22 protein-coding genes and 2 tRNA genes are annotated in these 25,500 nt (G+C 68.9%); 10 read left to right on the forward strand and 14 right to left on the reverse strand.

Going from position 1 to position 25,500, the window contains the following annotated elements; genetic code table 11:
* Positions 1-121: 121 nt before the first annotated feature.
* From PSS76_RS00880 to pknB, 6 genes are read left to right on the forward strand one after another with little or no spacing between them, the layout of a single operon-like run.
* Positions 122-589, forward strand: a complete 468-nt coding sequence (locus PSS76_RS00880) for an FHA domain-containing protein FhaB/FipA (protein WP_005516561.1) — start codon at positions 122-124, stop codon at positions 587-589.
* Positions 586-2,019 carry a PP2C family protein-serine/threonine phosphatase gene (locus tag PSS76_RS00885; RefSeq protein ID WP_145275212.1) on the forward strand — a complete coding sequence of 478 codons (1,434 nt, stop codon included), beginning with the start codon at positions 586-588 and terminating at the stop codon, positions 2,017-2,019. The genes PSS76_RS00880 and PSS76_RS00885 overlap by 4 nt, the downstream gene beginning before the upstream one ends.
* On the forward strand, positions 2,019-3,461 hold the full coding sequence (locus PSS76_RS00890; RefSeq protein WP_022593206.1) for an FtsW/RodA/SpoVE family cell cycle protein: 1,443 nt from the start codon (positions 2,019-2,021) through the stop codon (positions 3,459-3,461). The genes PSS76_RS00885 and PSS76_RS00890 overlap by 1 nt, the downstream gene beginning before the upstream one ends.
* Positions 3,458-4,945, forward strand: a complete 1,488-nt coding sequence (locus PSS76_RS00895; protein ID WP_013414386.1) for a peptidoglycan D,D-transpeptidase FtsI family protein — start codon at positions 3,458-3,460, stop codon at positions 4,943-4,945. Before PSS76_RS00890 ends, PSS76_RS00895 begins: the two co-directional genes overlap by 4 nt.
* Positions 4,946-4,948: 3 nt before the next feature.
* Complete coding sequence (locus tag PSS76_RS00900; RefSeq protein ID WP_238782195.1) at positions 4,949-6,316, forward strand: serine/threonine-protein kinase; 1,368 nt, start codon at positions 4,949-4,951, stop codon at positions 6,314-6,316.
* Positions 6,313-8,244 carry a Stk1 family PASTA domain-containing Ser/Thr kinase gene (pknB, locus tag PSS76_RS00905; protein WP_005516571.1) on the forward strand — a complete coding sequence of 644 codons (1,932 nt, stop codon included), beginning with the start codon at positions 6,313-6,315 and terminating at the stop codon, positions 8,242-8,244. Before PSS76_RS00900 ends, pknB begins: the two co-directional genes overlap by 4 nt.
* A gap of 24 nt (positions 8,245-8,268) precedes the next feature.
* Here the strand turns inward: pknB and PSS76_RS00910 are convergent, their stop codons facing one another.
* Positions 8,269-8,934, reverse strand: coding sequence for an aminodeoxychorismate/anthranilate synthase component II (locus PSS76_RS00910; RefSeq protein WP_005516573.1), 666 nt, complete (start codon positions 8,932-8,934; stop codon positions 8,269-8,271).
* A 31-nt stretch (positions 8,935-8,965) separates the two neighbouring features.
* Complete coding sequence (locus PSS76_RS00915) at positions 8,966-9,730, reverse strand: DUF881 domain-containing protein (protein WP_005516575.1); 765 nt, start codon at positions 9,728-9,730, stop codon at positions 8,966-8,968.
* 156 nt (positions 9,731-9,886) lie between these two features.
* Here PSS76_RS00915 and crgA point away from each other — a divergent pair, with 156 nt between their 5' ends.
* Both crgA and PSS76_RS00925 read left to right on the forward strand, forming a co-directional pair.
* On the forward strand, positions 9,887-10,150 hold the full coding sequence (gene crgA / locus PSS76_RS00920) for a cell division protein CrgA (RefSeq protein WP_005516576.1): 264 nt from the start codon (positions 9,887-9,889) through the stop codon (positions 10,148-10,150).
* A 107-nt stretch (positions 10,151-10,257) separates the two neighbouring features.
* Positions 10,258-10,728, forward strand: a complete 471-nt coding sequence (locus PSS76_RS00925) for a PH domain-containing protein (RefSeq protein ID WP_013414382.1) — start codon at positions 10,258-10,260, stop codon at positions 10,726-10,728.
* A gap of 16 nt (positions 10,729-10,744) precedes the next feature.
* Here the strand turns inward: PSS76_RS00925 and PSS76_RS00930 are convergent, their stop codons facing one another.
* Together PSS76_RS00930 and PSS76_RS00935 are read right to left on the reverse strand one after the other, a co-directional pair.
* Complete coding sequence (locus tag PSS76_RS00930; RefSeq protein WP_084870777.1) at positions 10,745-11,647, reverse strand: rhomboid family intramembrane serine protease; 903 nt, start codon at positions 11,645-11,647, stop codon at positions 10,745-10,747.
* A gap of 10 nt (positions 11,648-11,657) precedes the next feature.
* A complete protein-coding gene (locus tag PSS76_RS00935; RefSeq protein WP_013414380.1) occupies positions 11,658-12,179 on the reverse strand; it encodes a peptidylprolyl isomerase in 522 nt (173 codons plus the stop codon).
* Positions 12,180-12,237: 58 nt separating this feature from the next.
* Between PSS76_RS00935 and PSS76_RS00940 the strand changes: the two genes are divergently transcribed.
* On the forward strand, positions 12,238-12,417 hold the full coding sequence (locus tag PSS76_RS00940; RefSeq protein ID WP_037084784.1) for a hypothetical protein: 180 nt from the start codon (positions 12,238-12,240) through the stop codon (positions 12,415-12,417).
* Positions 12,418-12,420: 3 nt separating this feature from the next.
* Here the strand turns inward: PSS76_RS00940 and PSS76_RS00945 are convergent, their stop codons facing one another.
* Positions 12,421-13,680, reverse strand: a complete 1,260-nt coding sequence (locus PSS76_RS00945; protein WP_337455746.1) for a lipase family protein — start codon at positions 13,678-13,680, stop codon at positions 12,421-12,423.
* Between the two features lie 34 nt (positions 13,681-13,714).
* Positions 13,715-14,986 carry a TetR/AcrR family transcriptional regulator gene (locus PSS76_RS00950; RefSeq protein WP_037084786.1) on the reverse strand — a complete coding sequence of 424 codons (1,272 nt, stop codon included), beginning with the start codon at positions 14,984-14,986 and terminating at the stop codon, positions 13,715-13,717.
* Positions 14,987-15,588: 602 nt separating this feature from the next.
* Between PSS76_RS00950 and PSS76_RS00955 the strand changes: the two genes are divergently transcribed.
* Positions 15,589-15,963 (forward strand): nuclear transport factor 2 family protein, encoded by a 375-nt coding sequence (locus PSS76_RS00955; RefSeq protein WP_005516589.1) that lies wholly within the window; start codon positions 15,589-15,591, stop codon positions 15,961-15,963.
* A 165-nt stretch (positions 15,964-16,128) separates the two neighbouring features.
* On the opposite strand, the gene PSS76_RS00960 is transcribed toward PSS76_RS00955, so the two are convergent.
* The 8 genes from PSS76_RS00960 to PSS76_RS00995 all read right to left on the reverse strand — a co-directional run bounded on the left by PSS76_RS00960 (position 16,129) and on the right by PSS76_RS00995 (position 25,438).
* Positions 16,129-16,201: transfer RNA gene (locus PSS76_RS00960), tRNA-Ala, on the reverse strand.
* A gap of 165 nt (positions 16,202-16,366) precedes the next feature.
* Positions 16,367-16,440 (reverse strand) — tRNA-Ile (locus tag PSS76_RS00965).
* A 75-nt stretch (positions 16,441-16,515) separates the two neighbouring features.
* Positions 16,516-17,580 carry a DUF3566 domain-containing protein gene (locus PSS76_RS00970; protein WP_064076448.1) on the reverse strand — a complete coding sequence of 355 codons (1,065 nt, stop codon included), beginning with the start codon at positions 17,578-17,580 and terminating at the stop codon, positions 16,516-16,518.
* Complete coding sequence (gyrA, locus tag PSS76_RS00975) at positions 17,581-20,100, reverse strand: DNA gyrase subunit A (protein WP_337455747.1); 2,520 nt, start codon at positions 20,098-20,100, stop codon at positions 17,581-17,583. It abuts the gene before it with no gap.
* A 98-nt stretch (positions 20,101-20,198) separates the two neighbouring features.
* Positions 20,199-22,235, reverse strand: coding sequence for a DNA topoisomerase (ATP-hydrolyzing) subunit B (gene gyrB, locus PSS76_RS00980; protein ID WP_064059519.1), 2,037 nt, complete (start codon positions 22,233-22,235; stop codon positions 20,199-20,201).
* Between the two features lie 230 nt (positions 22,236-22,465).
* Positions 22,466-23,386, reverse strand: coding sequence for an alpha/beta fold hydrolase (locus tag PSS76_RS00985; RefSeq protein WP_013414373.1), 921 nt, complete (start codon positions 23,384-23,386; stop codon positions 22,466-22,468).
* A 25-nt stretch (positions 23,387-23,411) separates the two neighbouring features.
* Complete coding sequence (locus tag PSS76_RS00990) at positions 23,412-24,533, reverse strand: PDR/VanB family oxidoreductase (protein WP_145239759.1); 1,122 nt, start codon at positions 24,531-24,533, stop codon at positions 23,412-23,414.
* Complete coding sequence (locus PSS76_RS00995; protein WP_064079357.1) at positions 24,530-25,438, reverse strand: metal-dependent hydrolase; 909 nt, start codon at positions 25,436-25,438, stop codon at positions 24,530-24,532. The genes PSS76_RS00990 and PSS76_RS00995 overlap by 4 nt, the downstream gene beginning before the upstream one ends.
* Positions 25,439-25,500: the final 62 nt, after the last annotated feature.

The raw sequence follows: 25,500 nt of genomic DNA on the forward strand, positions 1-25,500 counted from the left end.
GGACACGGGGTGCGGCCCAAGATCATGATCACCGCCGCCGGCTTCAACATATGATGCAGCCAGCTGAAAATGCCCCGGTTGCGCATCCGCGCCGCCGTCCCCCCGAAGGAGGTGTCGAGCAGTGCAGGGATTGATACTCCAGCTGACGCGAGCAGGCTTCCTGCTGCTGCTCTGGCTCTTCGTCTGGGCAGTGATCAAGACGCTGCGCAGCGACATCTACGCGGGTGCGGGCGTTGCCCGCCCCGCTCCGCGTTACTCGCGTACGTCGTCGGTTCTGCCGTCGCTCGGACGGACCAAGGTCGCGAAGAACCTCGTCGTGACGCAGGGAGCACTCGCCGGTACCCGCATCACTCTCGGGACACAACCGGTTCTGATCGGGCGGGCCGACGACTCCACGCTGGTGCTGACGGACGACTACGCGTCGACGCGGCACGCCCGGCTGTCTCCGCGCGGCACGGATTGGTACGTCGAGGATCTCGGTTCCACCAACGGCACCTACCTGGACCGGGCGAAGGTGACGACGGCCGTCCGGGTTCCGCTCGGCACGCCGGTGCGCGTCGGCAAGACCGTGATCGAGCTCCGCCCGTGACCCTTGTCCTCCGCTACGCGGCCCGAAGCGACCGCGGTCTCGTCCGCGCGAACAACGAGGATTCCGTGTACGCCGGTGCGCGACTGTTGGCGCTCGCCGACGGCATGGGCGGGCACGCGGCAGGCGAGGTCGCGTCGCAGCTGATGATCGCCGCGCTCGCGCACCTCGACGACGACGAGCCCGGCGGCGATCTGCTCGGCAAGCTCGAGGCCGCGACCCACGAGGGCAATGCCACCATCGCCGACCACGTCGAGGAAGATCCCGAGCTCGAGGGCATGGGCACCACGCTCACCGCGATCCTGTTCGCGGGCAGCAAGCTGGGCCTGGTCCACATCGGCGATTCGCGGGCGTACCTGCTGCGCGACGACCAGCTCACCCAGATCACCCGCGACGACACGTTCGTGCAGTCCCTCGTCGACGAGGGCCGCATCACCGCCGAGCAGGCACACACCCATCCGCAGCGTTCGCTCATCATGCGGGCCCTCACCGGCAACGAGATCGAGCCGACGCTCACGGTGCGCGAGGCCCGCGCCGGGGACCGCTACCTGCTGTGCTCGGACGGCCTGTCCGACGTCGTGAGCGACGAGACCATCGCCAACACGATGCGCGAGGGCACCAATGACGAGTGCGCCGACCGGCTCATCGAACTGGCCCTGCGCAGTGGCGGACCGGACAACGTCACCGTCATCGTCGCCGACGTCATCGACCTCGACTACGGGCAGAGTCACCCGATCGTCGGCGGTGCGGCGTCCGACGAGGAGGAGGACACGCCTCCCCCGAACACGGCGGCCGGGCGGGCCGCGGCGATGCGCCCGCCGCGCGCGGCGCCCAAGCGGGTCGCTCCCACGCCCGAAGCTCTGCCCAAGAAGTCGCACAAGCTGCGCTGGACGCTGATCGGGCTCGGCCTGGTGGTCCTGCTCGTCGCCGGGCTCTTCGTGGGCCGGAACATGATCCGCAACTACTACTACGTCGGGACCTCCGACGACCGCGTCACCGTGCTGCAGGGCATCCCGGGCTCGTTCCTCGGCTACTCGCTGCAGGAGAGCGCACTGATCGGGTGTATCGCCGACGACGGCACCCTGCGGATCGTCGACCCCGGCAGCGCACCGAGCGACTGTCACGTGCTGACGGTCGACGACCTGCGACCGTCCGCGCGCGAGCAGGTGCGGGCGGGTCTGCCGTCGGGCACCAAGGACGACGCGACGGAACAGATGCGACGGCTCGTCGCGAGCGACCTGCTGCCGCTGTGCACGCCCGAGCCGACGCCGACCCCCACGCCGACACCGCTGCCGCCGGCCGAGTCGCCCGCACCCACCACCGAGGCCGCACCGCCGGCTCCCGAGGGGGCCGCGCCGACCACGGCGGCACCCGCGCCGACGCCCGCGCCCGTCGAACAGATCCCCGGGCAGAACTGCAGGACCGGTAGCTGATGTCCACCTCCGATGCACCGTTCCCCAGTCCGCCCGGCGGTTTCGCTCCCCCGCCGACGCAGTCGACGCGGCGGAACACCGAACTGATCTTGATCCTCTGCGCGATCGCCATCACCACGATCTCGCTGGTGCTGGTCGAGGCCAGCCAGGAGCAGACCATCACCTGGGATCTCGCGAAGTACGGGCTCACCTACGCCGCGGTCTTCGTCGTCGCGCACCTCGCGGTGCGCCGGTACGCGCCGTACGCGGATCCGCTGCTGCTGCCGATCGTCGCGCTGCTCAACGGCCTCGGGTTGGTGCTGATCCACCGACTCGACCTGGCCGACGCCGAGAACGCCGTGTACCAAGGGCTGCCGATTCCGTCCCCGGACGCGAACCAGCAGGTGCTGTGGACGGCTCTGGCCGTCGGCGGCTTCGTCGCGGTGCTGATCTTCCTGCGGGACTACCGTCTGCTCGCGCGCTACAGCTACACCGTGGGTCTCGCCGGCCTGGTGCTGTTGGCGATCCCGGCGTTGCTGCCGTCCCGGTTCTCCGAGGTCAACGGCGCCAAGATCTGGATCCGGTTGCCCGGATTCAGCATCCAGCCGGGCGAGTTCGCGAAGATCCTGCTGATCATCTTCTTCGCGGCGGTGCTGGTCGCCAAGCGCGACCTCTTCACCACCGCCGGCCGGCACTTCCTCGGCATGGATCTGCCCCGCGCCCGCGACCTCGGCCCGATCCTCGTGGCATGGATCGTCTCGGTGGGCATCATGGTGTTCGAGAAGGATCTCGGCACATCGCTGCTGGTCTTCGGCACCGTGCTGGTGATGCTCTACATCGCGACCGAACGAGCCGGCTGGCTGCTGATCGGCGGCGCCCTGCTCGTGGTCGGGTTCTTCCTGGCGTACCAGATGTTCGGGCACGTCCGGGTGCGCGTGAACACGTGGCTGGACCCGCTCGGCGACTACCAGAACACCGGCTACCAGATCTCGCAGTCACTGTTCGGCCTGGCCACCGGCGGTATCGCCGGTACCGGACTGGGCAGCGGCCGCCCGTCGCAGGTGCCGTTCGCGAAGACCGACTTCATCGTCGCCGCGATCGGTGAGGAGCTGGGCCTGATCGGGTTGGCCGCGGTGCTCATGCTGTTCCTGATCCTGGTGGTCCGCGGCCTGCGCACCGCGCTCGCGGTGCGCGACAGCTTCGGCAAGCTGTTGGCGGCGGGGCTGTCGTTCACGATCGCGATCCAGGTGTTCGTGGTCGTCGGTGGCGTCACCAAGCTGATCCCGCTGACCGGTCTCACCACGCCGTTCGTGTCGTACGGCGGGTCGTCGCTGCTCGCGAACTACCTGCTGCTGGCGCTGCTGATGAAGATCTCCGACGCCGCCCGCACCCCCGCCGCACCCAAGAAGAAGGGGCCCGCGCCCATCGCGGACGCCCCGACGGAAATGCTGGGTCGCCAATGAACACTCCCCTTCGCCGCGTCGCACTGGCCGTCATGGTGATGGTCGCTGCGCTGCTCGCCAACGCCACCTACGTGCAGGTCATCAAGGCCGACGATCTGCGCGGCGACCCGCGGAACTCGCGGGTGCTGCTCGACGAGTACTCGCGCCAGCGCGGCCAGATCTCGGCCGGTGGGCAGGTGCTCGCGTCGTCGGTCCCGACCGACGACCGCTACAAGTACCTGCGGGTGTACCCGCCGAATCCGGCGGCGCCGTCGAGCCCGTTCGCGAACGCGCCGGTCACCGGCTTCTACTCGATGCAGTACGGCAGCGCCGGCCTCGAGAAGGCCGAGGACCCGGTTCTCAACGGCTCCGACAACCGGTTGTTCAGCAAGCGCTTCTTCGATCTGGTGTCGGGTCGCGATCCACGTGGCGGCAACGTGGTCAGCACGATCGATCCGGTGATGCAGCAGGTCGCGTACGACGAGCTGACCGCGAAGGGCTACACCGGCTCGGTCGTGGCGATCGAACCGAGCACCGGCAACATCCTCGCGATGGCCAGCACGCCCAGCTACGACCCCAACACACTGTCGAGCCACGACGGCGCCGAGACGTCGGCGGCGTGGGACGAACTGAACTCCGACCCGGACAGGCCGATGCTCAACCGCGCGGTGTCCGCGACGTACCCGCCGGGGTCGACGTTCAAGGTCGTCGTCACGGCGGCGGCGCTGGAGAACGGCGCCAACCCGGACGAACAGCTGACCGCGGCCCCGAACATCACGCTGCCCGGCACGTCGACGACGCTCGAGAACTACAACGGCACCACGTGCGGCGGCGGCGCCACGGCATCGCTGCGGGAGGCGTTCGCCCGCTCGTGCAACACCGCGTTCGTCGAGCTGGGCATCAAGACCGGCTCCGACGCGCTGGCCGAGCAGGCCAAGGCCTTCGGTATCGGGCCGGGCACCCCGGGCATCCCGATCCCGGTCGCGGACAGCACGATCGGCTCCATCCCCGACGACGCGGCACTCGGTCAGTCCAGCATCGGCCAGCGCGACGTCGCGCTGACGCCGCTGCAGAACGCGGAGATCGCGGCCACCATCGCGAACGGCGGCATGCGGATGGAGTCGCACCTGGTCTCGCAGCTGCAGGGGCCGGACCTGTCGAACCTGGCGACCACGAGCCCCAAGTCGCTGGGCCGGGCCGTCTCGCCCGAGGTGGCGTCGACGCTGACGCAGCTGATGATCGGCTCGGAGAACAACACCGCCGGTCAGGGCAAGATCCCGGGCGTACAGATCGCGTCCAAGACGGGCACCGCCGAACACGGCAACGACCCGCGCAACACCCCGCCGCACGCCTGGTACATCGGCTTCGCGCCCGCGCAGAATCCGACGGTCGCGATCGCGGTCATCGTGGAGGACGGCGGTGACCGGGCACTCGCCGCAACGGGCGGCTCCGTCGCGGCACCGATCGGACGAGCCGTCATCGCGGCCGGATTGCAGAGGGGTTGAGGCATGTCGTTGACGAACGGGTCGGTGATCGGCGGCCGCTACCGCCTGCAGCGGCTGATCGCGACCGGCGGCATGGGCCAGGTGTGGGAGGCGACCGACAGCCGTCTGGACCGCAAGGTCGCGGTGAAGGTGCTCAAGGCCGAGTTCTCGTCCGATCCCGAGTTCGTCGAGCGGTTCCGGATCGAGGCCCGCACCACCGCGCAACTGAACCATCCGGGCATCGCCGGGGTGTACGACTACGGCGAGACCCGCGACGAGGCCGGCGCCAACCTCGCCTACCTGGTGATGGAGTTGGTGGCCGGGGAGCCGCTCAACGCGGTGCTCGCCCGCGTCGGTCGCCTGTCGATTCCGCATGCGCTGGACATGCTCGAGCAGACCGGACGCGCCCTGCAGGCCGCGCACTCGGCGGGCGTGGTGCACCGCGACGTCAAGCCCGGCAACATCCTCATCACCCCGACGGGGCAGGTGAAGATCACCGACTTCGGTATCGCGAAGGCAGTCGACGCGTCGCCGGTGACCCGGACCGGCATGGTGATGGGCACCGCGCAGTACATCGCCCCGGAGCAGGCCCTGGGCCAGGAGGCGACCGCCGCCAGCGACGTGTACTCGCTCGGCGTCGTCGGCTACGAGGCCCTGTCGGGCCGGCGGCCGTTCGGCGGCGGCGGCACGCTGACGGTGGCGATGAAGCACGTGCAGGAACCGCCCGAGCCGATGCCGGCCGACCTGCCCGCGCCGATCCGCGAACTGATCGACATCACGCTCACCAAGGATCCGGCCGGCCGCTACGCCAACGGCGGCGAGTTCGCGGACGCGGTCGCCGCGGTGCGTGCGGGACATCGACCGCCGCCGCCGGGACGGGTGCCGACCGCGGCGTCGCGGATGGTCCCGCCGGTGGCCGCGCCCGCCGCGACGGCGATGATGTCGACGCAGCAGCAGCGCAGCTTCGACGGCGACAACGGTGGTGACGCTACCGACGACGACGGTCGGGGCGGCGGTTGGAGCAGCGGCCAGAAAGCGGTCGCGTGGGCCGGCGGTGGCCTGCTCGCCCTGGCGGCGATCGTCGCCCTGGGACTGTTGCTGTTCGGCGGCGGATCGGACGGTCCGTCGACGCCGCCCGCGGTGACGACGACGTCCAAGACCCCGGTGACGACCACTCGGACGACTCCGCCGCGGACGACGACCACGACGGTGCCGCCGACGACCACCACCACGACGACGGTGCCGCCGACCACGACGACCACCACGACCGAGCCGCCGACGACCACGACGACCACCCCGCCGCGGACGACGACGACCACGACCACCCCGCCGACCACGACCACAACCACGGCCGAGACCACGACCACCACGGCCACGCAAGGACAGCCATGACGACACCGCGCAATCTCTCCTCCCGGTACGAGCTGGGTGAGATTCTCGGCTTCGGCGGTATGTCCGAGGTGCACCTGGGTCGGGACCTACGGCTGAGCCGCGACGTGGCGATCAAGGTGCTGCGCGCGGATCTGGCCCGCGATCCCACGTTCTATCTGCGGTTCCGCCGGGAGGCGCAGAACGCGGCCGCGCTGAACCATCCGGCGATCGTCGCGGTGTACGACACCGGGGAGGCCGAGACCGACGCCGGCCCGCTGCCGTACATCGTGATGGAGTACGTCGACGGGGACACGCTGCGCGACATCATCCGCACCGAGGGCCCGCTGCAGCCGCGACGGGCCATGGAGGTCATCGCCGACGTCTGCGCGGCGCTGGACTTCAGTCATCGCAACGGCATCGTGCACCGCGACATGAAGCCCGCCAACATCATGATCAACCGCGCGGGTGCGGTGAAGGTGATGGACTTCGGTATCGCGCGGGCGATCTCGGACAGCTCGAGCCCGATGACGCAGACCGCGGCGGTGATCGGCACGGCGCAGTACCTGTCGCCGGAGCAGGCGCGCGGCGAGCAGGTGGATGCCCGCTCGGACGTCTACTCGCTGGGCTGTGTGCTGTACGAGGTGCTCACCGGCGAGCCGCCGTTCAAGGGCGATTCCCCGGTGGCCGTGGCCTACCAGCACGTCCGGGAGGACCCGAAGCAGCCTTCGCAGGTGAATCCGGCGGTGCCGCCGGCGCTGGACTCGGTGATCCTCAAGGCAATGAGCAAGAACCCCGCCAACCGGTACCAGAGCGCCGCCGAGATGCGCAGCGACCTGGTGCGGGTGCTGGGCGGGCAACGTCCGAGTGCGCCGATGGTGATGTCCGACGAGGACCGCACCACGATGTTCGGCCCCGTGGACAGCGGCGCGGGCACCGGTTCGGGGTACCGCCCCGAACCCGCGCGCACGTCGACGGCGACCGCCGCCCCGGTGGCCGTCCCCGCCGCGGCGCCGGCCAAGAAGAGCAACACCGCCCGCAACACGATGCTCTCGGTGGCGGCGTTGGTCGTGGTCGGCATCATCGGCGCATTCATCTGGTCGCTGGTGTCGAACCCGGCGAAGGTAGAGGTGCCGAACGTCGCCGGGCTGACCGCGCAGGCCGCGGAGGCGCAGCTGCGGGGGATGAACCTCGACACGAGCATCCAGACCCGCCCGGACGCGGTGGTCGCGGAGGGCAACGTCATCGCGACCACGCCGTCGGCGGGGTCGTCGGTGAGCGAGAAGAGCACGGTCACCCTGCAGGTGTCGTCGGGCCCGGAGCAGGTGCAGGTGCCGAAGCTGGCGGGGCTCTCGCAGGACGAGGCCGCGCAGGCGCTCAACGCTGTCGGGCTGCGTCTCGCCCCTGAAGTCGATCGGGCCCCGTCGGATCCGGCGCAGCTCGACAAGGTGACCGCGCAGGACCCGTCGTCGGGAGCGAAGATCAACCTGGACTCCACGGTGTCGATCACGCTGGGCTCCGGACCCGAACAGGTGCGGATCCCGAACGTGATCGGGCAGACGATCGACGTCGCGCAGCCCAACATCGAGGGTGTCGGCTTCAAGGTCCAGGTCGCGACCGTCGACTCGAGCAAGCCCGAGGGACAGGTCATCTCGACCTCCCCGTCGGGTGGGTCCACCGCCGCGAAGGGCGACGTCATCACCGTGCAGGTGTCCAACGGCAAGCAGTTCACGATGCCCGACCTCACCGAGATGTCGGTGTCGCAGGCCGTCGAGGCCCTGCGCAAGGCCGGGTGGACCGGATCGTCCAACCAGCTGACGCAGACGCGTCAATCGACGCTCGACGCCAGCCTGGTCGGCAAGATCCTCGGACAGCAGCAGCCCGCGGGCAGCGACGTCGCGAAGAACGCGCCGCTGACGGTGATCGTCGGCGAACTGGGCATCCCGCGCTGATCCGGGTCGCCCGGTCGTCGGGGGTCAGCGCGTGAGCGCGTCTCCCAGCGACCGGGCCACCTCGTCTTCGAGCGTCGCGACGAGCGTCTCGCTCGGCGCCTGACCGCACACGCCGAGCCAGTTCGCGAGCATCCGGTGCCCACCCTGGGTCAGCACCGACTCGGGGTGGAACTGCACGCCGTGGATGGGCAGCTCACGGTGCCGCATCGCCATCACGATGCCGCTGTCGGTGCGGGCCGTCACCTCCAGCTCGTCCGGGATGGTGTCGGCGAGGACGGTCAACGAGTGGTAGCGGGTCGCCGTGAAGGGGTCGGGCAGCCCGGCCAGGACGCCGACGTCGTTGTGGTGGACCAGGCTGGTCTTGCCGTGCAGCAGTTCCGGGGCACGGTCGACGGTGGCGCCGAACGCGGCACCGATCGCCTGATGTCCCAGGCACACCCCCAGCAACGGGGTCTTCGCCTCGGCACACGCGCCGACCAGTGGCATCGTCGCGCCGGCCCGCTGCGGGGTGCCCGGGCCGGGGCTGAGCAGGATGCCGTCGAAATCGGCTGCGGCGGCCGCGATCGCGGCGTCACCGGTCAGTCGCGCATCGTCGTTGCGCCACACTTCGGCGTTCGTCCCGAGCTGGCCCAGGTACTGCACCAGGTTGAACACGAAGCTGTCGTAGTTGTCGACGACCAGAATGCGCATGAGATGAAGGGTAATGCGCAGTACGTTGCGGCTACGCGACCGGTCGCGCGTACTCGGTGTGCAACTGCCCGGTGTAAGCCGGGACGGTGAGGGCGTCGGACTGCTGCTGGGTGTAGCCGAGTCCGTAGCGGACCGCGTACTGCTTGAACATCTTGATGCCGGGTTCGTTCGCGAGAGTGGCCGCGAGCCGCGCCGGGTCACCGATCGCCGTCACCACGTACGGGGGGCTGTAGGTGCGCCCGTGCAGCAGCAGGGTGTTCCCGATGCAGCGCGGCGCCGACGTGTTCACGATGCGCTGGTCCTGCATCGCGACGGCCTCCGCGCCGCCGGCCCACAGCGCATTGAGCACGCTCTGCACGTCCTGCTGGTGGACGACCAGGTCGTCGGGCGAGGCCCCGGCCGGATACTTGCCGTCGGCGTCGCGGGGGGCGTCGGTCAGGGTCACGACCACTCCGCGGCCGCTCAGCTCGGTCAGGCCGGCGGCGTCCGCGAGCGCCCGGCTCTCGGTGAGCACCTCCGCGACCCGGGTGTCGGTGCCGGCGGCCGTCTCCTGCAGTTCCTCGACCTGGGCGGCCAACTCGTCGCGGGTGCGGGCGGCGCGATCCACCTCGGTCTGCGCCTGCCGGACGAGATCGGACAGGCGGGTGGAGTCGGCGGCGCGGATCTCGTTGCCGTGGGACACCTCGCGGGTGGTGGCGATCAGCAGACCCGCGACCAGGCAGACGACGAGCACGGCGATCGACCAGAAGCCGAACGGGGGCCGGGTGCGCTGCGGCTCGTCTCCGACGTCGGACACCCTCGATCATCACTCCTCACCGCGGACAATCGGTCCTGGCCGCGTCGGTTTGAGTTAGCGTGTACTCACAGCAGGTTAGGTGCGAATCTACCCTGGCGGCCCGGACGGATCCGGGCATCGTGCTCGCGTTATCCATTCACACGAAACAAGGACGTCATGCCGAAGTCGAAGGTCCGGAAGAAGACCGATTACACGATCAATCCCGCGAACCGCACCCCTGTGAAGGTGAAGGCCGGTCCGTCGAGCGCGGTTTACGTCTCGGTGATGCTCGGTTTCATGCTCGTCGGACTGGCGTGGCTGATTGTGTACTACTTGGCCGGCGAGAACCTCTCGTGGATGAACGATCTGGGGGCATACAACTTCCTCATCGGCTTCGGATTCATGGTCGTCGGCCTGATCATGACGATGCGGTGGCGGTGACCTGCGCATTCACCGGAAGAGCCGAGTTATCCCCAGCCGCCAATTACACACGTGTCATTCATCCCCAGTGTGGATAACACCTGTGGACAACAGGGGTAGTTGTACACATGCCTGAGGATGAAATCGATCATGGTCCGTCGCTCGAGTGGTCCACACCACTGGGTGCGGTGGTCGCGCTGGCCGCGGGCGGCGTCGTCATGGTCGCCGCCGCGCTCCTGCTCGGACTCGACGCCCCGGGACGCTTCCTCGCCGTCCTGGCCGCGCTCGGAATGTTCGTGCTCGCTTTTCTCGGGGGCCGACAGCGTCCCAAGCTGGCGATCGTCCAGGACGGTCCCGCGCCCGCGCTCGCGGCCACCCGGCTCACCGGGCGACGGGTCTACAGGCGCGACAGCATCGAACGGGTCCGGATCGTCGCGTACCCCCGGCTGGGCCGGCGGGTGCCGATGCTCGAGATCGACGCCGTCGACCCCGACGGCACCGAGCGCCTGCTGATCTTCGGACGCTGGGACCTCGGGGTCGATCCGGTGGTCGTCTTCGACGCACTCGCCGTGCACGGCCTGGTGCCGGCGGAGAACTGACGGGACGCGTCCGGCGTCAGATCGCGGCGACCGCCGCGGCCGTGACGATCAACGTCAGCAGCCCGATTCCACCGAGAGCGACCCAGCCGGCAGTTCCTGCGCTTCGGCGGTCCTTCGCACTCACGGCCGCAGGCGCATACAGCAGTGCGGCGGTCGCGGCAGCTCCGGCGACGAGACCACCCATGTGGCCCCACAGCGAGATGCCGGGGATCGTGATGCTGATGATCACGTTGATCGCGATCACCGCCAGCACCGGCGTCGGACTGCGCTTGAGTCGAAGCAGGATCACAGCCTGCGCTCCGAGCAGGCCGAAGATCGCACCTGAAGCGCCCGCCGTGGGCACGAGCGGGTCGAGCATCAGCACCGAGGCCGATCCGCCGAGCAGTGCGATCACGTACACGGCGAAGTAGCGGGCACGGCCGAGCACCATCTCGGTGTCCCTGCCGATCACGTACAGCGCGAACATATTGACGGCCAGATGCATCAGGCCGATGTGCAGGAACCCGCTGGTCACGATCCGGCTGAACTCACCAGCGGCTACGGCAGGTCCCCACAGGACCCAGTCCAGGAACAGCGGCGAGGCAACATGGTTGTCCATCACGCTGCGGGACTGAACCGCAGTCACCGCGAAGATCGCGACGTTGACCGCAATCAGGACATACGTCAGCAGCGGCGTCGGGAGTTGGGACCGCACCGGGGCGCCGGCGACGGTGCGCGCCTGGGGCGTGTTCCGCTGGTCGGCGGCGATGCAGTCGACGCACTGGTGCCCGACGGACGCGGAGCGCAGGCAGTCGGGGCAGGCCGGGCGGCCGCAGCGGGTGCAGGAGAGGGCAGTGGGGCGATCGGGGTGACGCACGCACCTCGGCTGAGGTGGCGGGGTGCCCTCGCTCGCCGCACCACCCCAGCCGGGGTTCGTCATTCGAGAGTCCTTACGCGATGGTGATGCTGTTGATCACGACGTCGTCGACCGGGCGGTCGGCGCGATCCGTCGCGGTGGTGGCGATGGCGTCGACGACCTTCTTCGACTCCTCGTCGAGCACCTCGCCGAAGATCGTGTGGCGACGGTTCAGATGCGGGGTGGGGCCGACGGTGATGAAGAACTGCGAGCCGTTGGTGCCCGGGCCGGCGTTCGCCATGGCCAGCAGGTAGCCGCGGTCGAACTGCAGCTCGGGGTGGAACTCGTCACCGAACTTGTAGCCCGGGCCGCCGCGACCGGTGCCGGTCGGGTCGCCGCCCTGGATCATGAAGCCGTCGATGACGCGGTGGAAGACCGCGCCGTCGTAGAACGGGCCGGAGGCGCCGCCCTTCGCGTTCTGGGTGGAGTACTCCTTGGAACCGTCCGCCAGGCCGACGAAGTTCTCGACGGTCTTCGGCGCATGGTTACCGAACAGGGCGATCTTGATGTCGCCGCGGTTGGTGTGCAGCGTTGCGGTAGCAGTCTGTGAAGTCACCCCCCTATCGTGCCATTGCGTTCGGGGCGGCGTGTGCACGCTGTGCAAGAGTGGACCCATGACGCGTGCGACCAAGAGTGCTTCCGTCCCGACGTCCGCAGGTGGACGCCGACGTGTGCTGATCGGTGTCGGGGCGGCCGTCACCGCCGTGGGTGCCGCGGTGTTCGCGCTCACCCGCCGTCCGGAGATGCCGCCGGTGGCCCCGAAGCCGCCGTCGCTGTCGGATCCGCGCCCGTAACTCTCACAGCGTCCCGCAGGAGTTCGGCGCGGGCACCCCGGCGAACCGATCCGACACCCAGGTGAGCGATTCCCCGATGCCGAGCGGGTACGGCAGCGCGTGGTTGAGTCCGGTGCCGGGACTGATGGGCGGCACGGTGTTGTCGCTCAACTGCACCACCGCGCCCTTGCCGCACCAGTCCTTCGCGAGCTGACGGACCTGGTCGTACGGAACCGTGTCGTCGTTGACGCTCGCCTGGATCAGCACGGGCGCCGTCGGGGTGCGGTTCCCGATCCGCTGCTCGGCGAACAACTCCGCCGCGATCGGGTACCGGGCGAGCACCGTCGACAACGGCTCCCCGGTCCGTGTGAAGGACTCGCTGCGTTGGAAGCCGTACTGCAGGCGGGTCTCCCCCACGCACTGGTCCTGCACGTCGGCGAGCAACTGCCGACCACGATCGTTCAGCTCGGCGTCGATCATCGGCCGCACCTCGGGATAGCTCTGCGCCATACCGTTGAGGGTGTACCCGACGGCCCCCGACAGCGAGGCTCCGTCGATCCGGTCGAGTGTCGCCGCGAGATCGGCGGGCGGGGCGCCGGCGAAGGCACCGCGCACGTCGAGCTCGGGCGCGTACTCGGGTGCGAGTTCCACCGCCGCCGCGGATGCCCCGCCACCTTGCGAGTAGCCCCAGAACGCGACCGGTCCGTCCGGGATGATCCCGGTGCCGGGCAGGCGTTTCGCGGCGCGGGCGGCGTCGAGCACGGCGTGCGCCGACGCCGCCCGGTTGACGTACGTGTGTGTGCCCGGGGTGCCGAGGCCGTCGAGGTCGGTGAGGACCACCGCGATGCCGCGGGAGAGCAGGGCACCGACGAACACCGCCTCGTAGGAGACGATCACGTCCGACGGCGGCGTGAACTGCAGCACCGTCCCGATCGTGCGAGAGGGTGCACACTTGTCGCCCTGCCCCTGGGTGCCCGCCGCCATACTCACCAGCGGCCGCGGTCCCGGGCCCGTCCACGGCAGGGCCGGATCGAAGAAGACGCCGGTGACCGCGTTCGCCGAATCGTGGGTATCGTTGCTGCGGTACATGATTCGTGTCGCCGCGGCCGGCACGTTGCCCAGCTGCCACACCAACGGCAGCGGCTCCGTCCGGATCAGTTCACCGGCCTGGCCCGGGAGGGCCGGCGGCGGTTGGTAGAACTCCGGATCGGCGGACGCGGCGGGACTCGCGGCCACCACCACACCGATCACTGCCGCCGCTGCGGCACACCACCTTCCGATCACACCGACCTCCCCAGTTCGTGACCCGATCTGCCCGTTACTTCGGCGAGGCGCCCCACAGGACGGTCTCGAGGTTGTACCGCGTCAACCGTTCGACCGACACCCGCGGCAGGGTGTGCGTCGACCACAGGATCTCCCCCAGGCACTGGAACACGAGCCGACTCGAGCCCGGCATGGTGATGCTGCCGTCGCGCACGCCGGCGGCGAACGCGCGGTCCCACACGCGCAGCACCTTCCGGCCGTCGATCTTCAGGAAGTCGTAGTTCTCCTTGCTGGTGAGCATCGCCCACGACTTGAGGATGGTGACCTCGTCGGCGAACCGCTTGCCCGCCGCGCTCCGCATCCGGATCAGCGCGTCCACGGTCTCGAGGGGTGTCCCACCCGCCTCACCGATCGCCTCGTGCGCGTCGCGCATCCGAGCCGAGAAGATCTGCAGGACGGCGACGAGGATGGCCTCGCGGGACTCGAAATGGTGGTAGAGGCTGCCCTGGGTGAGACCGACCGCGTTCGCGATGTCGCGGGTCGTCGTCGCGTCGAAACCCTTCTCCGCGAACACCACCCGCGCAGCGTCGAGGATGCGGTCCTGCCGGTCCGACAGGCTCACCTGGTCGGCGCGATCCCACGACGCGATCACCTTGCGGGCCACCTTCGCGGGTGCCGAGTCGGAGAGATCGCCGTCGGCGGGCTTGCTCGACAGCCCGGCGAACATGAGGTCGACCGTGCAGTTCACCACCTTGCGCGCCGAGAAACCCGTCGGCGCGAGGGTGGCGCTGTGCGTGGTCGCGACACGGAGTACCTCCCGAAGGATGCGCGTGTCCACCTCGGGGCGCAGGAAGCCCGCGTCCTCCGCGGACTTCACCAGTGCCTGCCACTTGCGGTCCGACCACCGTGGTTCGGCCTCCAGCAGCGCCGCCAACTCCGGATCCTGGGTCTCCGGGATACCGAGGCACACCTGCAGCGCACCGGGATGACGGGCCGACGCGTCGGCGACCGCGTTCGCGAACCGGCGGAGAGCCTCGATCGGTGTGTCCGACGGATCCGCCTCCTGCTGGGTCGCCGCCAGGATGTCGTCGCGGAGGTCGGCCACCATCGTCGCCGCGAGCGCTTCCTTCGACTCGAAGTGGTAGTAGAGGCTGCCGGCCAGCATGCCCGTGGCACTTGCGATGTCGCGCATCGAAGTGCCGGTGTACCCCTTGGCCGCGAACAGTTCCGACGCCGCCCCGAGAATCTCCGTGCGTTTACCGGACCTCTCGGCCTGCTTGGTTCTGCCGTCCGAAATTGCTTGTCTACCAGTTCGACTCACTGCCATTCCCCCTGTTCGGAAACCTGTTTCTCGCCGGAACGGCCGGGATTCCGCGCCACGCTCCCGGCTCGATCTCGACGCCCCCGAACGTCCCCGAGATCGACACCAGCGTACGGCGGTTGCAACGGCATCCCTAGCCGAACACCGGCCGCGGCTCGTCGGCATCGGACGGCGAAGTTCCGCCGCGCGACCGTCGCGGTCACCGGTGCAGGCACCGCTGCCCCCGCCCGCACCCGCGGCAGCACTACGACACCGGAGGGCTTCCACAGCGCTCCGCGCATCAGATCGTCGACACCCACGAAGCTATTTCAGCGCCAAACGGACGTTCGTGTAACCGTTTTACTCGGAATGTACCTGCGTGCAATTTGACGGCCACGACCAGCGCGTTCCGGGCAGCTTTCAGAAGCCGTTGAGCATCACCGGTTTCCAACGGGGCCGCTGAATCGACACGCGGCACGTTCACCCTCGCTCTCATCCCGCCGTGAGGTTGCTCGACGCGGTGGCCGCACACGTCGTCGCTCCTCGATACGAGTGCCGGATTCCTTCCGCCCGGCGCCGTCGCTGGGATACCCTCGCGCCTGAAACAGGTTCTACTTTGGAGGAGCAGCATGGCCGCGTCACCCGAGAGCATCCGCAACACCGTCGAGAGCTACATCAAGGCCGTCGCCACCGGTACCGCCGACGACGTCCTCGCCCTGTACGCGGAGGGCGCCACCGTCGAGGATCCCGTGGGCACCCCCGTCCGGACGACGCGCGAGTCGATCCACGAGTTCTACGCGATCATCGAGCCCTTCGATCAGGAGGCCGAGCTGGTGACGCTGCGCATCGCCGCGAACACCGCCGCTTTCCACTTCCGTCTGGTCACCAAGATGGGCGACCAGACCATCGAGATCGCCCCGATCGACATAATGGAGTTCGACGACGACGGCAAGATCCTGAGCATGCGCGCCGTGTGGGGTCAGGAGGACATGATCACCGGCTGAGCCGGCCCCGGAGCGCCCCCTGGGCGTGGCTGCGCGCAGCTTCGCGTCCCGCGCGGGCAATCGCTCGCGCGGGGCGTGGTTTCGCGCGCGGCGTCGTTCCTGCCCCGACACCTACCCACACAAGCAGAAAGACGCCGTCCCGACCGGGATGGCGTCTTTCGAATGTGGAGCCTAGGAGATTCGAACTCCTGACATCTGCCTTGCAAAGGCAGCGCTCTACCAACTGAGCTAAGGCCCCGTTTGCACCGCTTCCGTGACCGGAATCAGTGGTTTGTGACCTCGTGCCAGACATCCGCGCCGCGCCGCTTCTTCAGCAGCTTGGCGAGGCCGAGAGCCACCAGCAATCCGGCTCCTGCGAACAGGACGACCTTCATGTCGGTGACCCTTCGTCGGCACGTGGGAGTGGGCCTAGGAGGACTTGAACCTCCGACCTCTTCGTTATCAGCGAAGCGCTCTAACCGCCTGAGCTATAGGCCCTTGAACCAGGCAGAACAGTACCCCACCGTGGCGCCGTACACCAAAACGGGTCCGGCGGGGCACTGTTTCGCCTGGTCAGTCGGGGTCGGCGAGGGTGACCTGGACGCCGCCGACCAGGTCGGAGCACAGGTTGTAGATGAACGAACCGATCGTCGCGAGCGCTGTGAAGAGCACCACATTCATCACACCGACCAGCGCCGAGTAGCCGAACACCTGCCCGGAGGTCACGAGGCCACCGCCGCTCGAGTCGGTGGTGAACTCGGTGAACGCGTTGTTCAACCGGTCCCACACCCCCATGCCGTCGAGCACGAGGTACAGCAGACCGACCGCCACCATCCACACGAAGAACAGCGCCACCGAGATCACCAGCGACACCTTGAGCGTCGACCACGGGTCGATCCGGCGGAGCTGGACCGTGGCCCGCAGCGGCTCACCGTCCTCCGTCACGGCGGCAGTCAGGGCCGCCTTGCGCGCAGAACCGGACGCGGGCCGCTGCCGCGGGACCGCGGACAGGTCGGGCATGTCCTTGGCCAGATCGGTGCGCGCGATGCTGCGCGTGGGGCCGTCGATGGCCGCGGCCTTGGCCTTGGCGACGTCCCGACGGTCCGCGGCGGGCGGCTTGGGGGCGGCCGTGCCCGTGACCACAGGGCGCGCGGGTCGACCGTCACCCTGCGGCGGTTTGGGGGCCGCCGTGCCCGTGACGACGGGCCGCGCCGGTTGAGCCTTGGCCGGCGGCTTGCCGGGGGCTTCCGGCCGCGCGGATCCGTTGGGACCCTGCGCCGGCGCCTTCTGCTGCTGTCCCCGCTGCCACGGCGGCGTCTGTACCGGCTTGGGATCCGGCTTCGCCCCGTCCGCGCCCCGTTCGGGGGTGGACGCGGCAGCATCCTTCGGCTTCGCACCCGCGGCGGGTTTCGTCCCGGCACCAGGCTGCGGGGCCGGCGAACCCTTGCCGGGCTTACCGGCCGCGGGCGCCTCGGGGGCGCCCTGGCCGTTTCCCTGCGGGCCCGGAGACGACTTCTGCGCCGGTCGCTCGGGCTTCCCCGGCTTCGCGGGCGTCCCCGCCGCCCCCGGCCGCTTGTCGGCGGCCGAGGGCGGCGAAGACTGCTGCTTGCCGTCGCCGGGCTCGTGGGGAGTGCTCAACTAGGACTCCTTCGCTCCATCGGAACCCGCAGCACCTGCAGCGCCCTCCTCGGGTTCGTCCGCGTTGCGTGCGATCGCCAGCAGGGTGTCGCCCTCGCCGAGGTTCATCAACCGCACGCCCTTCGTCTGGCGGCCGGCCTTGCGAACCTGCTTGGCCGCGGTCCGAATGACACCGCCGCCCGACGTGATCGCGTACAGCTCGTCGTCGTCGTCGACGATGACCGCACCGACCAGGGTGCCACGTTTCGGGTCGTACTGGATGGTGAGAACACCCTTTCCACCGCGACCCTGTGCGACGTAGTCCTCGATGGGGGTGCGCTTGGCGTAACCGCCCGACGTCGCCACCAGCAGGTACGTGCCCTCACGAACCACGTTGAGCGACAGCAGTTCGTCGTCCTGGTTGAACCGCATGCCCTGCACGCCGGACGTAGCGCGGCCCATCGGTCGCAACGCCTCGTCGGTCGCGGCGAAGCGGATCGACTGGCCCTTGGCTGAGACGAGCAGCAGGTCGTCGTCCGACGAGCACAGCACGGCGCCCACCAGCTCGTCCTCGTCGCGCAGGTTGATCGCGACGATGCCGCCGCTGCGGTTGGAGTCGAAGTCGGCGAGCCGGGACTTCTTCACCAGGCCGTTGCGGGTGGCCAGCACCAGGTAGGGCGCGTCCTCGTACGACTTGATGTGGATGATGCTCTGGATCTTCTCGTCCGGCTGGAATGCCAGCAGGTTCGCCACGTGCTGACCGCGCGCGGTGCGGTTGGCCTCGGGCAGCTCGTACGCCTTGGCCCGGTACACCCGGCCCTTGGTGGTGAAGAACAGCAGCCAGTCGTGGGTGGAGCAGACGAAGAAGTTCTTGACGATGTCTTCCTGCTTGAGCTCCGCGCCCTTGACGCCCTTGCCGCCGCGCTTCTGCGACCGGTACAGATCGGTCCGGGTCCGCTTGGCGTAGCCGGTCTCGGTGATCGTGACGACCACGTCCTCGCGGGCGATGAGGTCCTCGTCGGTGACGTCGCCGTCGGCGGCGATGATCCGGGTGCGGCGGTCGTCGCCGTACTTCTCGACGATCTCGGACAGCTCGTCCTTGATGATCTGACGCTGCCGCTCGGGCTTCTCGAGGATGTCCTTGAGATCGGCGATCTCGCGCTCGATCTCGGCCAACTCGTCGATGATCTTCTGGCGCTCGAGCGCGGCCAGGCGACGCAGCTGCATCGCGAGGATCGCGTCGGCCTGGATCTCGTCGACGGTGAGCAGGTCCATCAGGCCGGTGCGTGCGACGTCGACGGTCTGCGACGAACGGATGAGCGCGATGACCTCGTCGAGGGCGTCGAGGGCTTTGACCAGGCCGCGCAGGATGTGGGCCCGCTCCTCGGCCTTACGCAGCAGGTACCGGGTGCGCCGGATGATGACCTCGAGCTGATGCGCCACGTAGTAGCGGATCATCTGGTCCAGACGCAGGGTGCGCGGGACGCCGTCGACGATCGACAGCATGTTCGCGCCGAAGCTGGTCTGCAGCTGCGAGTGCTTGTAGAGGTTGTTGAGCACGACCTTCGCGACGGCGTCACGCTTGATGACGACGACGATGCGCATGCCCACGCGGTCGGACGACTGGTCCTCGATCTTGGAGATGCCGGCGATCTTGCCGTCGCGCACCTGCTCGGCGATCGAGGTGATCAGGTTGTCCGGGTTGACCTGGTACGGCAGCTCGGTGATGACGATCTGGGTGGAGCCGCGATCGGACTCCTCGATCTCGACGACACCGCGCATACGGATCGACCCGCGTCCGGTGCGGTAGGCGTCCTGGATGCCCTGGCCGCCGACGATGAGGCCGGAGGTCGGGAAGTCCGGTCCCTTGACCCGTTCCATGACGGCCTCGAGGGTGGCTTCCTCGTCGGCCTCGTGGTTGTCGAGCGCCCAGTAGATGGCCTCGGCGACCTCGCGCAGGTTGTGCGGCGGGATGTTGGTGGCCATACCGACGGCGATGCCGCCGGAACCGTTGACGAGCAGGTTCGGGATCCGGCTCGGCAGGACCGTCGGCTCCTGCGTCTTGCCGTCGTAGTTCGGGACGAAATCGACTGTGTCGTGGTCGATCTCGCGGACCATCTCCATGGCCAGCGGCGTCATCCGGCACTCGGTGTAACGCATCGCGGCCGCGCCGTCGTTGCCGCGGGAACCGAAGTTGCCCTGGCCGTCGACGAGCGGGTAGCGCAGCGACCACGGCTGCGCCATGCGCACGAGGGTGTCGTAGATGGAGCTGTCGCCGTGCGGGTGGTAATTACCCATGGTGTCGGCGACCGGGCGCGCGGACTTCACGTAGCCGCGGTCCGGACGGTAACCGTTGTCGTACATCGCGTACAGCACGCGGCGGTGCACAGGCTTGAGGCCGTCGCGCACGTCGGGCAGCGCGCGGCCCACGATCACGCTCATCGCGTAATCGATGTAGCTGGACTGCATCTCCTGCTGGATATCGACAGGTTCGATCCGGTCGTGCGACGGTTCCTCGGGGGGCAACGTCGTGTCGGTCATGAGCTCACTTTCTGGTGAAAAGTATTAGGCCGCTCCGCGGCCCGTGCGCCTTTTCGGTAGTCCCCACCACCGGAAAGGCGCACAGGCGCCGCAGGTGCCTACACGTCGAGGAAGCGGACGTCCTTGGCGTTGCGGGTGATGAAGCTGCGGCGCGCCTCGACGTCCTCGCCCATGAGCACGCTGAACAGCTCGTCCGCCGCGGCCGCGTCGTCGAGGGTGACCTGACGCAGGACACGCACGCTCGGATCCATGGTGGTCTCCCACAGCTCCTTTGCGTTCATCTCGCCCAGACCCTTGTAACGCTGGATGCCGTCGTCCTTGTTGATCTTCTTGCCCGCGGCCAGGCCGGCCTCGAGCAGACCGTCACGCTCACGGTCGGAGTACGCGAAGTCGGGGGCCGCGCCCTTCTGCCACTTGAGCTTGTAGAGCGGCGGCTGCGCCAGGTACACGTGACCCTGCTCGACGAGCGGACGCATGAACCGGAACAGCAGCGTGAGCAGCAGCGTCGCGATGTGCTGGCCGTCGACGTCGGCGTCGGCCATCAGCACGATCTTGTGGTAGCGCAGCTTGCTGATGTCGAACTCGTCGTGGATGCCGGTGCCGAACGCGGTGATGATCGACTGGACCTCGGCGTTCTTGAGGACGCGGTCGATGCGGGCCTTCTCGACGTTGATGATCTTGCCGCGTAGCGGCAGGATCGCCTGGTACATCGAGTCGCGGCCGGACTTGGCCGAGCCACCTGCGGAGTCGCCCTCCACGATGTAGATCTCGCACTTGCTCGGGTCGTTGGAGCGGCAGTCGGCTAGCTTGCCGGGCAGGCCGCCGATGTCGGTGGCGCTCTTGCGGCGGACCAGTTCGCGGGCCTTGCGGGCCGCGGTGCGGGCCTGCGCCGACGACACCGCCTTGGTGACGATGGTCTTGGCGTCCGCGGGGTTCGCCTCGAACCAGTGCGCGATGTTCTCGTTGCAGGCCTTCTGCACGAACGACTTGACCTCGGTGTTGCCGAGCTTGGTCTTGGTCTGGCCCTCGAACTGCGGCTCGGCGACCTTCACGGAGATGATCGCGGCCAAGCCCTCGCGGATGTCGTCGCCGGTGAGTTCCGGATCCTTGTCCTTGACGAGCTTCTTGTCCTTCGCGTACTTCTTCACCACCGAGGTGAGCGCCGCGCGGAAGCCCTCCTCGTGGGTGCCGCCCTCGTGGGTGTTGATGGTGTTGGCGAAGGTGTGCACAGACTCCGAGTAGCCGGAGTTCCACTGCATCGCGATCTCGAGCTCGTGGCCGGTGCCCTTGGCGGTGAAACCGACGACCGAGTTGTGGATGGCCTGCTTGGTGCGGTTGATGAACCGCACGTAGTCCTCGAGGCCGCCCGGGTAGTGGTAGACGCGGGACTTGACCTTCGGGGCCTTCGGCGCCGCGGCCTCCTCCTCGGTCTCGGTGGCCGTCTTGGGCGCCTCGGCCGTGACGGGGACGACGTCTTCGGTGACCTCGTCCTCGGCGACTCGCTCGTCCGTGAGGGTGATGGTGAGGCCCTTGTTGAGGAACGCCATCTCCTGCAGGCGGCGCGCGACCGTCTCGAAGTTGTAGGTGGTGGTCTCGAAGATCTCCGGATCCGCCCAGAACCGGACGGTGGTGCCGGTCTCGGTCGTGGGCTCGCCCTGCACGAGCGGACCGGGCTTGGCGTGCTCGTAGGTCTGCGACCAGCGGTAACCGTCGACGTTGATGTCGACCTCGACCTTGGTCGACAGCGCGTTGACGACGGAGATGCCGACGCCGTGCAGACCGCCGGACACCGCGTAGGCGTCGGAGTCGAACTTGCCGCCCGCGTGCAGCTGGGTCATGACGACCTCGACGGTGGGGGCGCCCGAGGCGTGCATCGCGACCGGGATGCCACGACCGTCGTCGACGACCTGGATGCCACCGTCCTCGAGCATGGTCACCTCGACCTTGCTCGCGTAGCCGGCCATCGCCTCGTCGACCGAGTTGTCGACGACCTCCCAGATCAGGTGGTGCAGGCCGCGTTCACCGGTGGAACCGATGTACATACCGGGACGCTTGCGGACAGCTTCCAGTCCCTCGAGGACGGTGATGGAGGAAGCGCCGTATGTGTTGCTCTTGTCTGACTTCTGGGCAGCCACGGGTGGGTAGCTCTCCTTCTCCGTACTGTGCCGACACGGCTCTACACAGCGCTTCGAAAGAGGGTGGCCCTGGTTCTGGCAACCACGCACAACGAGGCACCGCGAGCGGTGTGTCGAGATTCGCCGCTAGTTACCCGACCATCTTACGTGTCCGCACCGACATACAAGGCACCTAACACAGCCCTGATTGCCTCACAGACGAATTTTCTCGGCCCCGGAAGGGTGAAACCCTACGCGGAACCGGCCGCCTCACCCTCCGGTGCAGTCCCGGCGCGGAGATCGTCCACGAACGCCGCCGTCAGCCGCGCGACGTCGCGGCCGTGGGAGATCGGTGACCAGTGCCCCGCGGGCAGCTCGCTGCGGCGCAGGTCGGAAACCCACCGTTCGGTGTCCTCGTACCCGACCGGGCGGACCGCGAGATCACGCCGGTTGAGGATCAGCTGGACGGGGACGTCGGTGCGGCGCTCGCGCGGGCTGCGCAGCCGCGGCCGGATGTTGGCCCGGTAGCGCTTGAGGCCGGTGATCATGTCCGCACGCAACGTCGGCGCGGGTTGCACGAGCGCCGGGTCCAGGCGGTCGAAGAACTTCAGGAAGGTCGGCCAGATCCGCCACAGCCCCAGACGGAACGGCAGCGTGCCGACGACGGGGATCTGGAACAGCACCGTGTAGCCCGACGCCACCGCCTGGGCGAGCGGGCCGGCGGGACGTCGCTGCGCGAGCCGGCGCCGCATCCACGCCCCGAGGTGGTCGAGGTTCGGTCCCGAGATCGACGTGTACGACGCGATCCGCTCCCCCGCGCCGGGCTCACACACCGCCTCCCACGTCTCCACCGCGCCCCAGTCGTGCGCGAGCACGTGCACCGGGACGTCGGGGCTGACCGCGTCGATCACCGCGAACAGGTCGCGCGCCAGTTCGGGCAGCGCGTAGGCCGACACCGGGGCCGGGGAGGTGCTGGCGCCCGCCCCGCGGGTGTCGTAGCTGACGATCCGGAACCGGTCCGCCAGGTGCGGGATCACGTGCCGCCACAGGTCGTGGGTGTCGGGCCAGCCGTGCACCAGCACCAGGGTCTCGCCGGCCGGGTTGCCCTGCTCGTACACCGCGAGCCGGACGTCGTCGCGCGCGACGATCCGAGGTTCTGGGTGCGCACTCATGGAAGTTCCTTCCGGTCAACCGTTTTCAGAGATCGAGGATCAGTCGTCCACCGTCGGCCCGGGAGACGCAGATCAGCATGTGGTCCTCCCGTTCCTGGGGTGTGAGCCGGTTCTCGCGGTGGTCCGGTGTGCCGGACAGCACCCGCACCTTGCAGGTACCGCAGAAGCCCTGCCGGCACGAGTACCCGACGCCGGGTTGCCGCTCCCGGATCACCTCGAGCGCGGACTCGTCGGCGGGCACCGAGAGCACCTCGCCCGTGCTCACCAACTGGACCTCGAACGGTGCCCCGCCGAGCACCGGCGGCGGCCCGAACCGCTCGAAGTGCAGTGCGACGGCGTCGGTGTCGGCGAAGCCGGTACGGACGGCGTCGAGCATCGGAGTGGGACCGCAGCAGTACACCGCGCCGCCGGCCGGCGCGCGGCCGAGCAGGTCGGCGGCACCGGGCAGGCCGAACTCGTCGTCGGGCCGGACGAACACCCGTTCGGCTTCCCACGTCGCGATCTCGTCCAGGAACGGCATCGATTCCCGGGATCGTCCGGAATAGACGAAATGCCAATCCATTCCGGCGGCACGGGCCGCGCGCACCATCGCGACGATCGGGGTGATGCCGATGCCGCCGGCGACGAACAGCGCGCTGCCCGCGGGCACGAAGGGGAAACCGTTGCGGGGACCGCGGACGGTGACGGTGGTGCCCGGTGCCAGCCCGTGCATCTCGATCGAGCCACCGCCGCCGTCCGGTATGGAGCGCACTGCGATCCGGTAGTGGCGCCGATCGGCGGGGTCACCGCACAGCGAGTACTGGCGACGGCGCCCGGACGGCAGATGGAAGTCGAGGTGACACCCGGGCTGCCACGCGGGCAGTTCCCCGCCGTCGACCGCGGCGAACGTCAACGCCGCGACGTTCTCGTCCTCCGCGACGATCGTGCGTTCGGTGACGATCAGGGTCATCGCGGTGTCCGGGTTGTGACCGGCGACGACCGGGTCGTAGTCGTACGCCGTGAGCACCCGCAGGTACTTGTCGGCGACGGCCTCGACGATCGTCATCGCGCGATCGGGCCGGTCGCGCCCCTGCAAATCGGCCGGGGGCGCCGGCCGCGTCAGTTCCTCCCGGCGCGTGACCAGGTCGCGGACGCGGGGCAGCCTCACCGGGCCGCCGCCCGGGCCGCGGGCGACGAGGCCAGGTACGCCACCGCCTGCGCCGTCGACCCCTCCTTGCCGGGGTGGTAGTCGCGCCGGAAGTACGTCGACATGCGCTTGCCCAATTCCATTGCAGTGGGCAGGGTTCCGCGTTGGCCGGCGGCACGGAAGTCGGAGTAGCGCGGACGCCGCCGGCTGGGCGCCCAGTTCCGCAGTTCGGGATCGTTGCGCATCAGGAAGCGGGTGCCGCGCACCCACAGCCACACGATCATCGGCGTCACGATCAGCTGGGTGCGGATCCGCCGCGACTCGCGCTTGTCGAAGTACCGCATGACGTCGTACGCGACACTGCGGTGCTCCACCTCCTCGGCGCCGTGCCAGCGCAGCAGGTCCAGCATGGTCGGATGGATGCCGGCGCGGTCGAGGCCGTCGGCGTTGAGGACCCAGTCGCCGAGGAAGGCGGTGATGTGCTCGACGGCGGCGATGATCGCGAGCCGCTCGATCAGGTGATTCTGCGCGCGTCGACCGGAGAGAGGCTTGGGACCCAGCAACTTTCGGAACGCCCAGTGCATCTGGTCGGTGTACGGCGTGGGGTCGAGTCCGTTGGACTTCAAGTGCTCGAGGACGCCGGTGTGGGCGCCCGCGTGCATCGCCTCCTGGCCGATGAACCCGACGACGTCCTCGCGCAGCTTCTCGTCCTCGATCAGCGGCAGCGCCTCCTTGTAGGTGGCGACGAACCACTCCTCCCCGGCGGGCAGCAACAGGTGCAGGACGTTGAGGACGTGCGTGGTGAACGGATCGCCCGGCATCCAGTGCATCGGCAGGTCCGACCAGTCGAATTCGACGTCCCGGGCCTGCAACAGGATGTGATCCGGTTCGATCCCGGTGGGGCGCGCTGTGGAGGTGACCGACATGACTGCTCCAGCTACTCGTGTAGGCCGGACCCGCCTCGAGCCGGCGGCGTCGTGACCCAGTT

Source organism: Prescottella sp. D32 (assembly GCF_037287305.1).
GTDB lineage: Bacteria > Actinomycetota > Actinomycetes > Mycobacteriales > Mycobacteriaceae > Prescottella > Prescottella equi.

What these genes read in the sequence shown, in the direction of transcription:
- PSS76_RS00995 (WP_064079357.1), bottom strand. Translation starts at nt 25,438, where the DNA reads ATGTCGGTCACCTCCACAGCGCGCCCCACCGGGATCGAACCGGATCAC.
- PSS76_RS00940 (WP_037084784.1), top strand. Translation starts at nt 12,238, where the DNA reads ATGACGCGTGCGACCAAGAGTGCTTCCGTCCCGACGTCCGCAGGTGGA.
- pknB (WP_005516571.1), top strand. Translation starts at nt 6,313, where the DNA reads ATGACGACACCGCGCAATCTCTCCTCCCGGTACGAGCTGGGTGAGATT.
- PSS76_RS00925 (WP_013414382.1), top strand. Translation starts at nt 10,258, where the DNA reads ATGCCTGAGGATGAAATCGATCATGGTCCGTCGCTCGAGTGGTCCACA.
- PSS76_RS00890 (WP_022593206.1), top strand. Translation starts at nt 2,019, where the DNA reads ATGTCCACCTCCGATGCACCGTTCCCCAGTCCGCCCGGCGGTTTCGCT.
- gyrA (WP_337455747.1), bottom strand. Translation starts at nt 20,100, where the DNA reads ATGACCGACACGACGTTGCCCCCCGAGGAACCGTCGCACGACCGGATC.
- PSS76_RS00930 (WP_084870777.1), bottom strand. Translation starts at nt 11,647, where the DNA reads ATGACGAACCCCGGCTGGGGTGGTGCGGCGAGCGAGGGCACCCCGCCA.
- PSS76_RS00955 (WP_005516589.1), top strand. Translation starts at nt 15,589, where the DNA reads ATGGCCGCGTCACCCGAGAGCATCCGCAACACCGTCGAGAGCTACATC.
- crgA (WP_005516576.1), top strand. Translation starts at nt 9,887, where the DNA reads ATGCCGAAGTCGAAGGTCCGGAAGAAGACCGATTACACGATCAATCCC.
- PSS76_RS00900 (WP_238782195.1), top strand. Translation starts at nt 4,949, where the DNA reads ATGTCGTTGACGAACGGGTCGGTGATCGGCGGCCGCTACCGCCTGCAG.
- PSS76_RS00950 (WP_037084786.1), bottom strand. Translation starts at nt 14,986, where the DNA reads ATGGCAGTGAGTCGAACTGGTAGACAAGCAATTTCGGACGGCAGAACC.
- PSS76_RS00910 (WP_005516573.1), bottom strand. Translation starts at nt 8,934, where the DNA reads ATGCGCATTCTGGTCGTCGACAACTACGACAGCTTCGTGTTCAACCTG.
- PSS76_RS00985 (WP_013414373.1), bottom strand. Translation starts at nt 23,386, where the DNA reads ATGAGTGCGCACCCAGAACCTCGGATCGTCGCGCGCGACGACGTCCGG.
- PSS76_RS00895 (WP_013414386.1), top strand. Translation starts at nt 3,458, where the DNA reads ATGAACACTCCCCTTCGCCGCGTCGCACTGGCCGTCATGGTGATGGTC.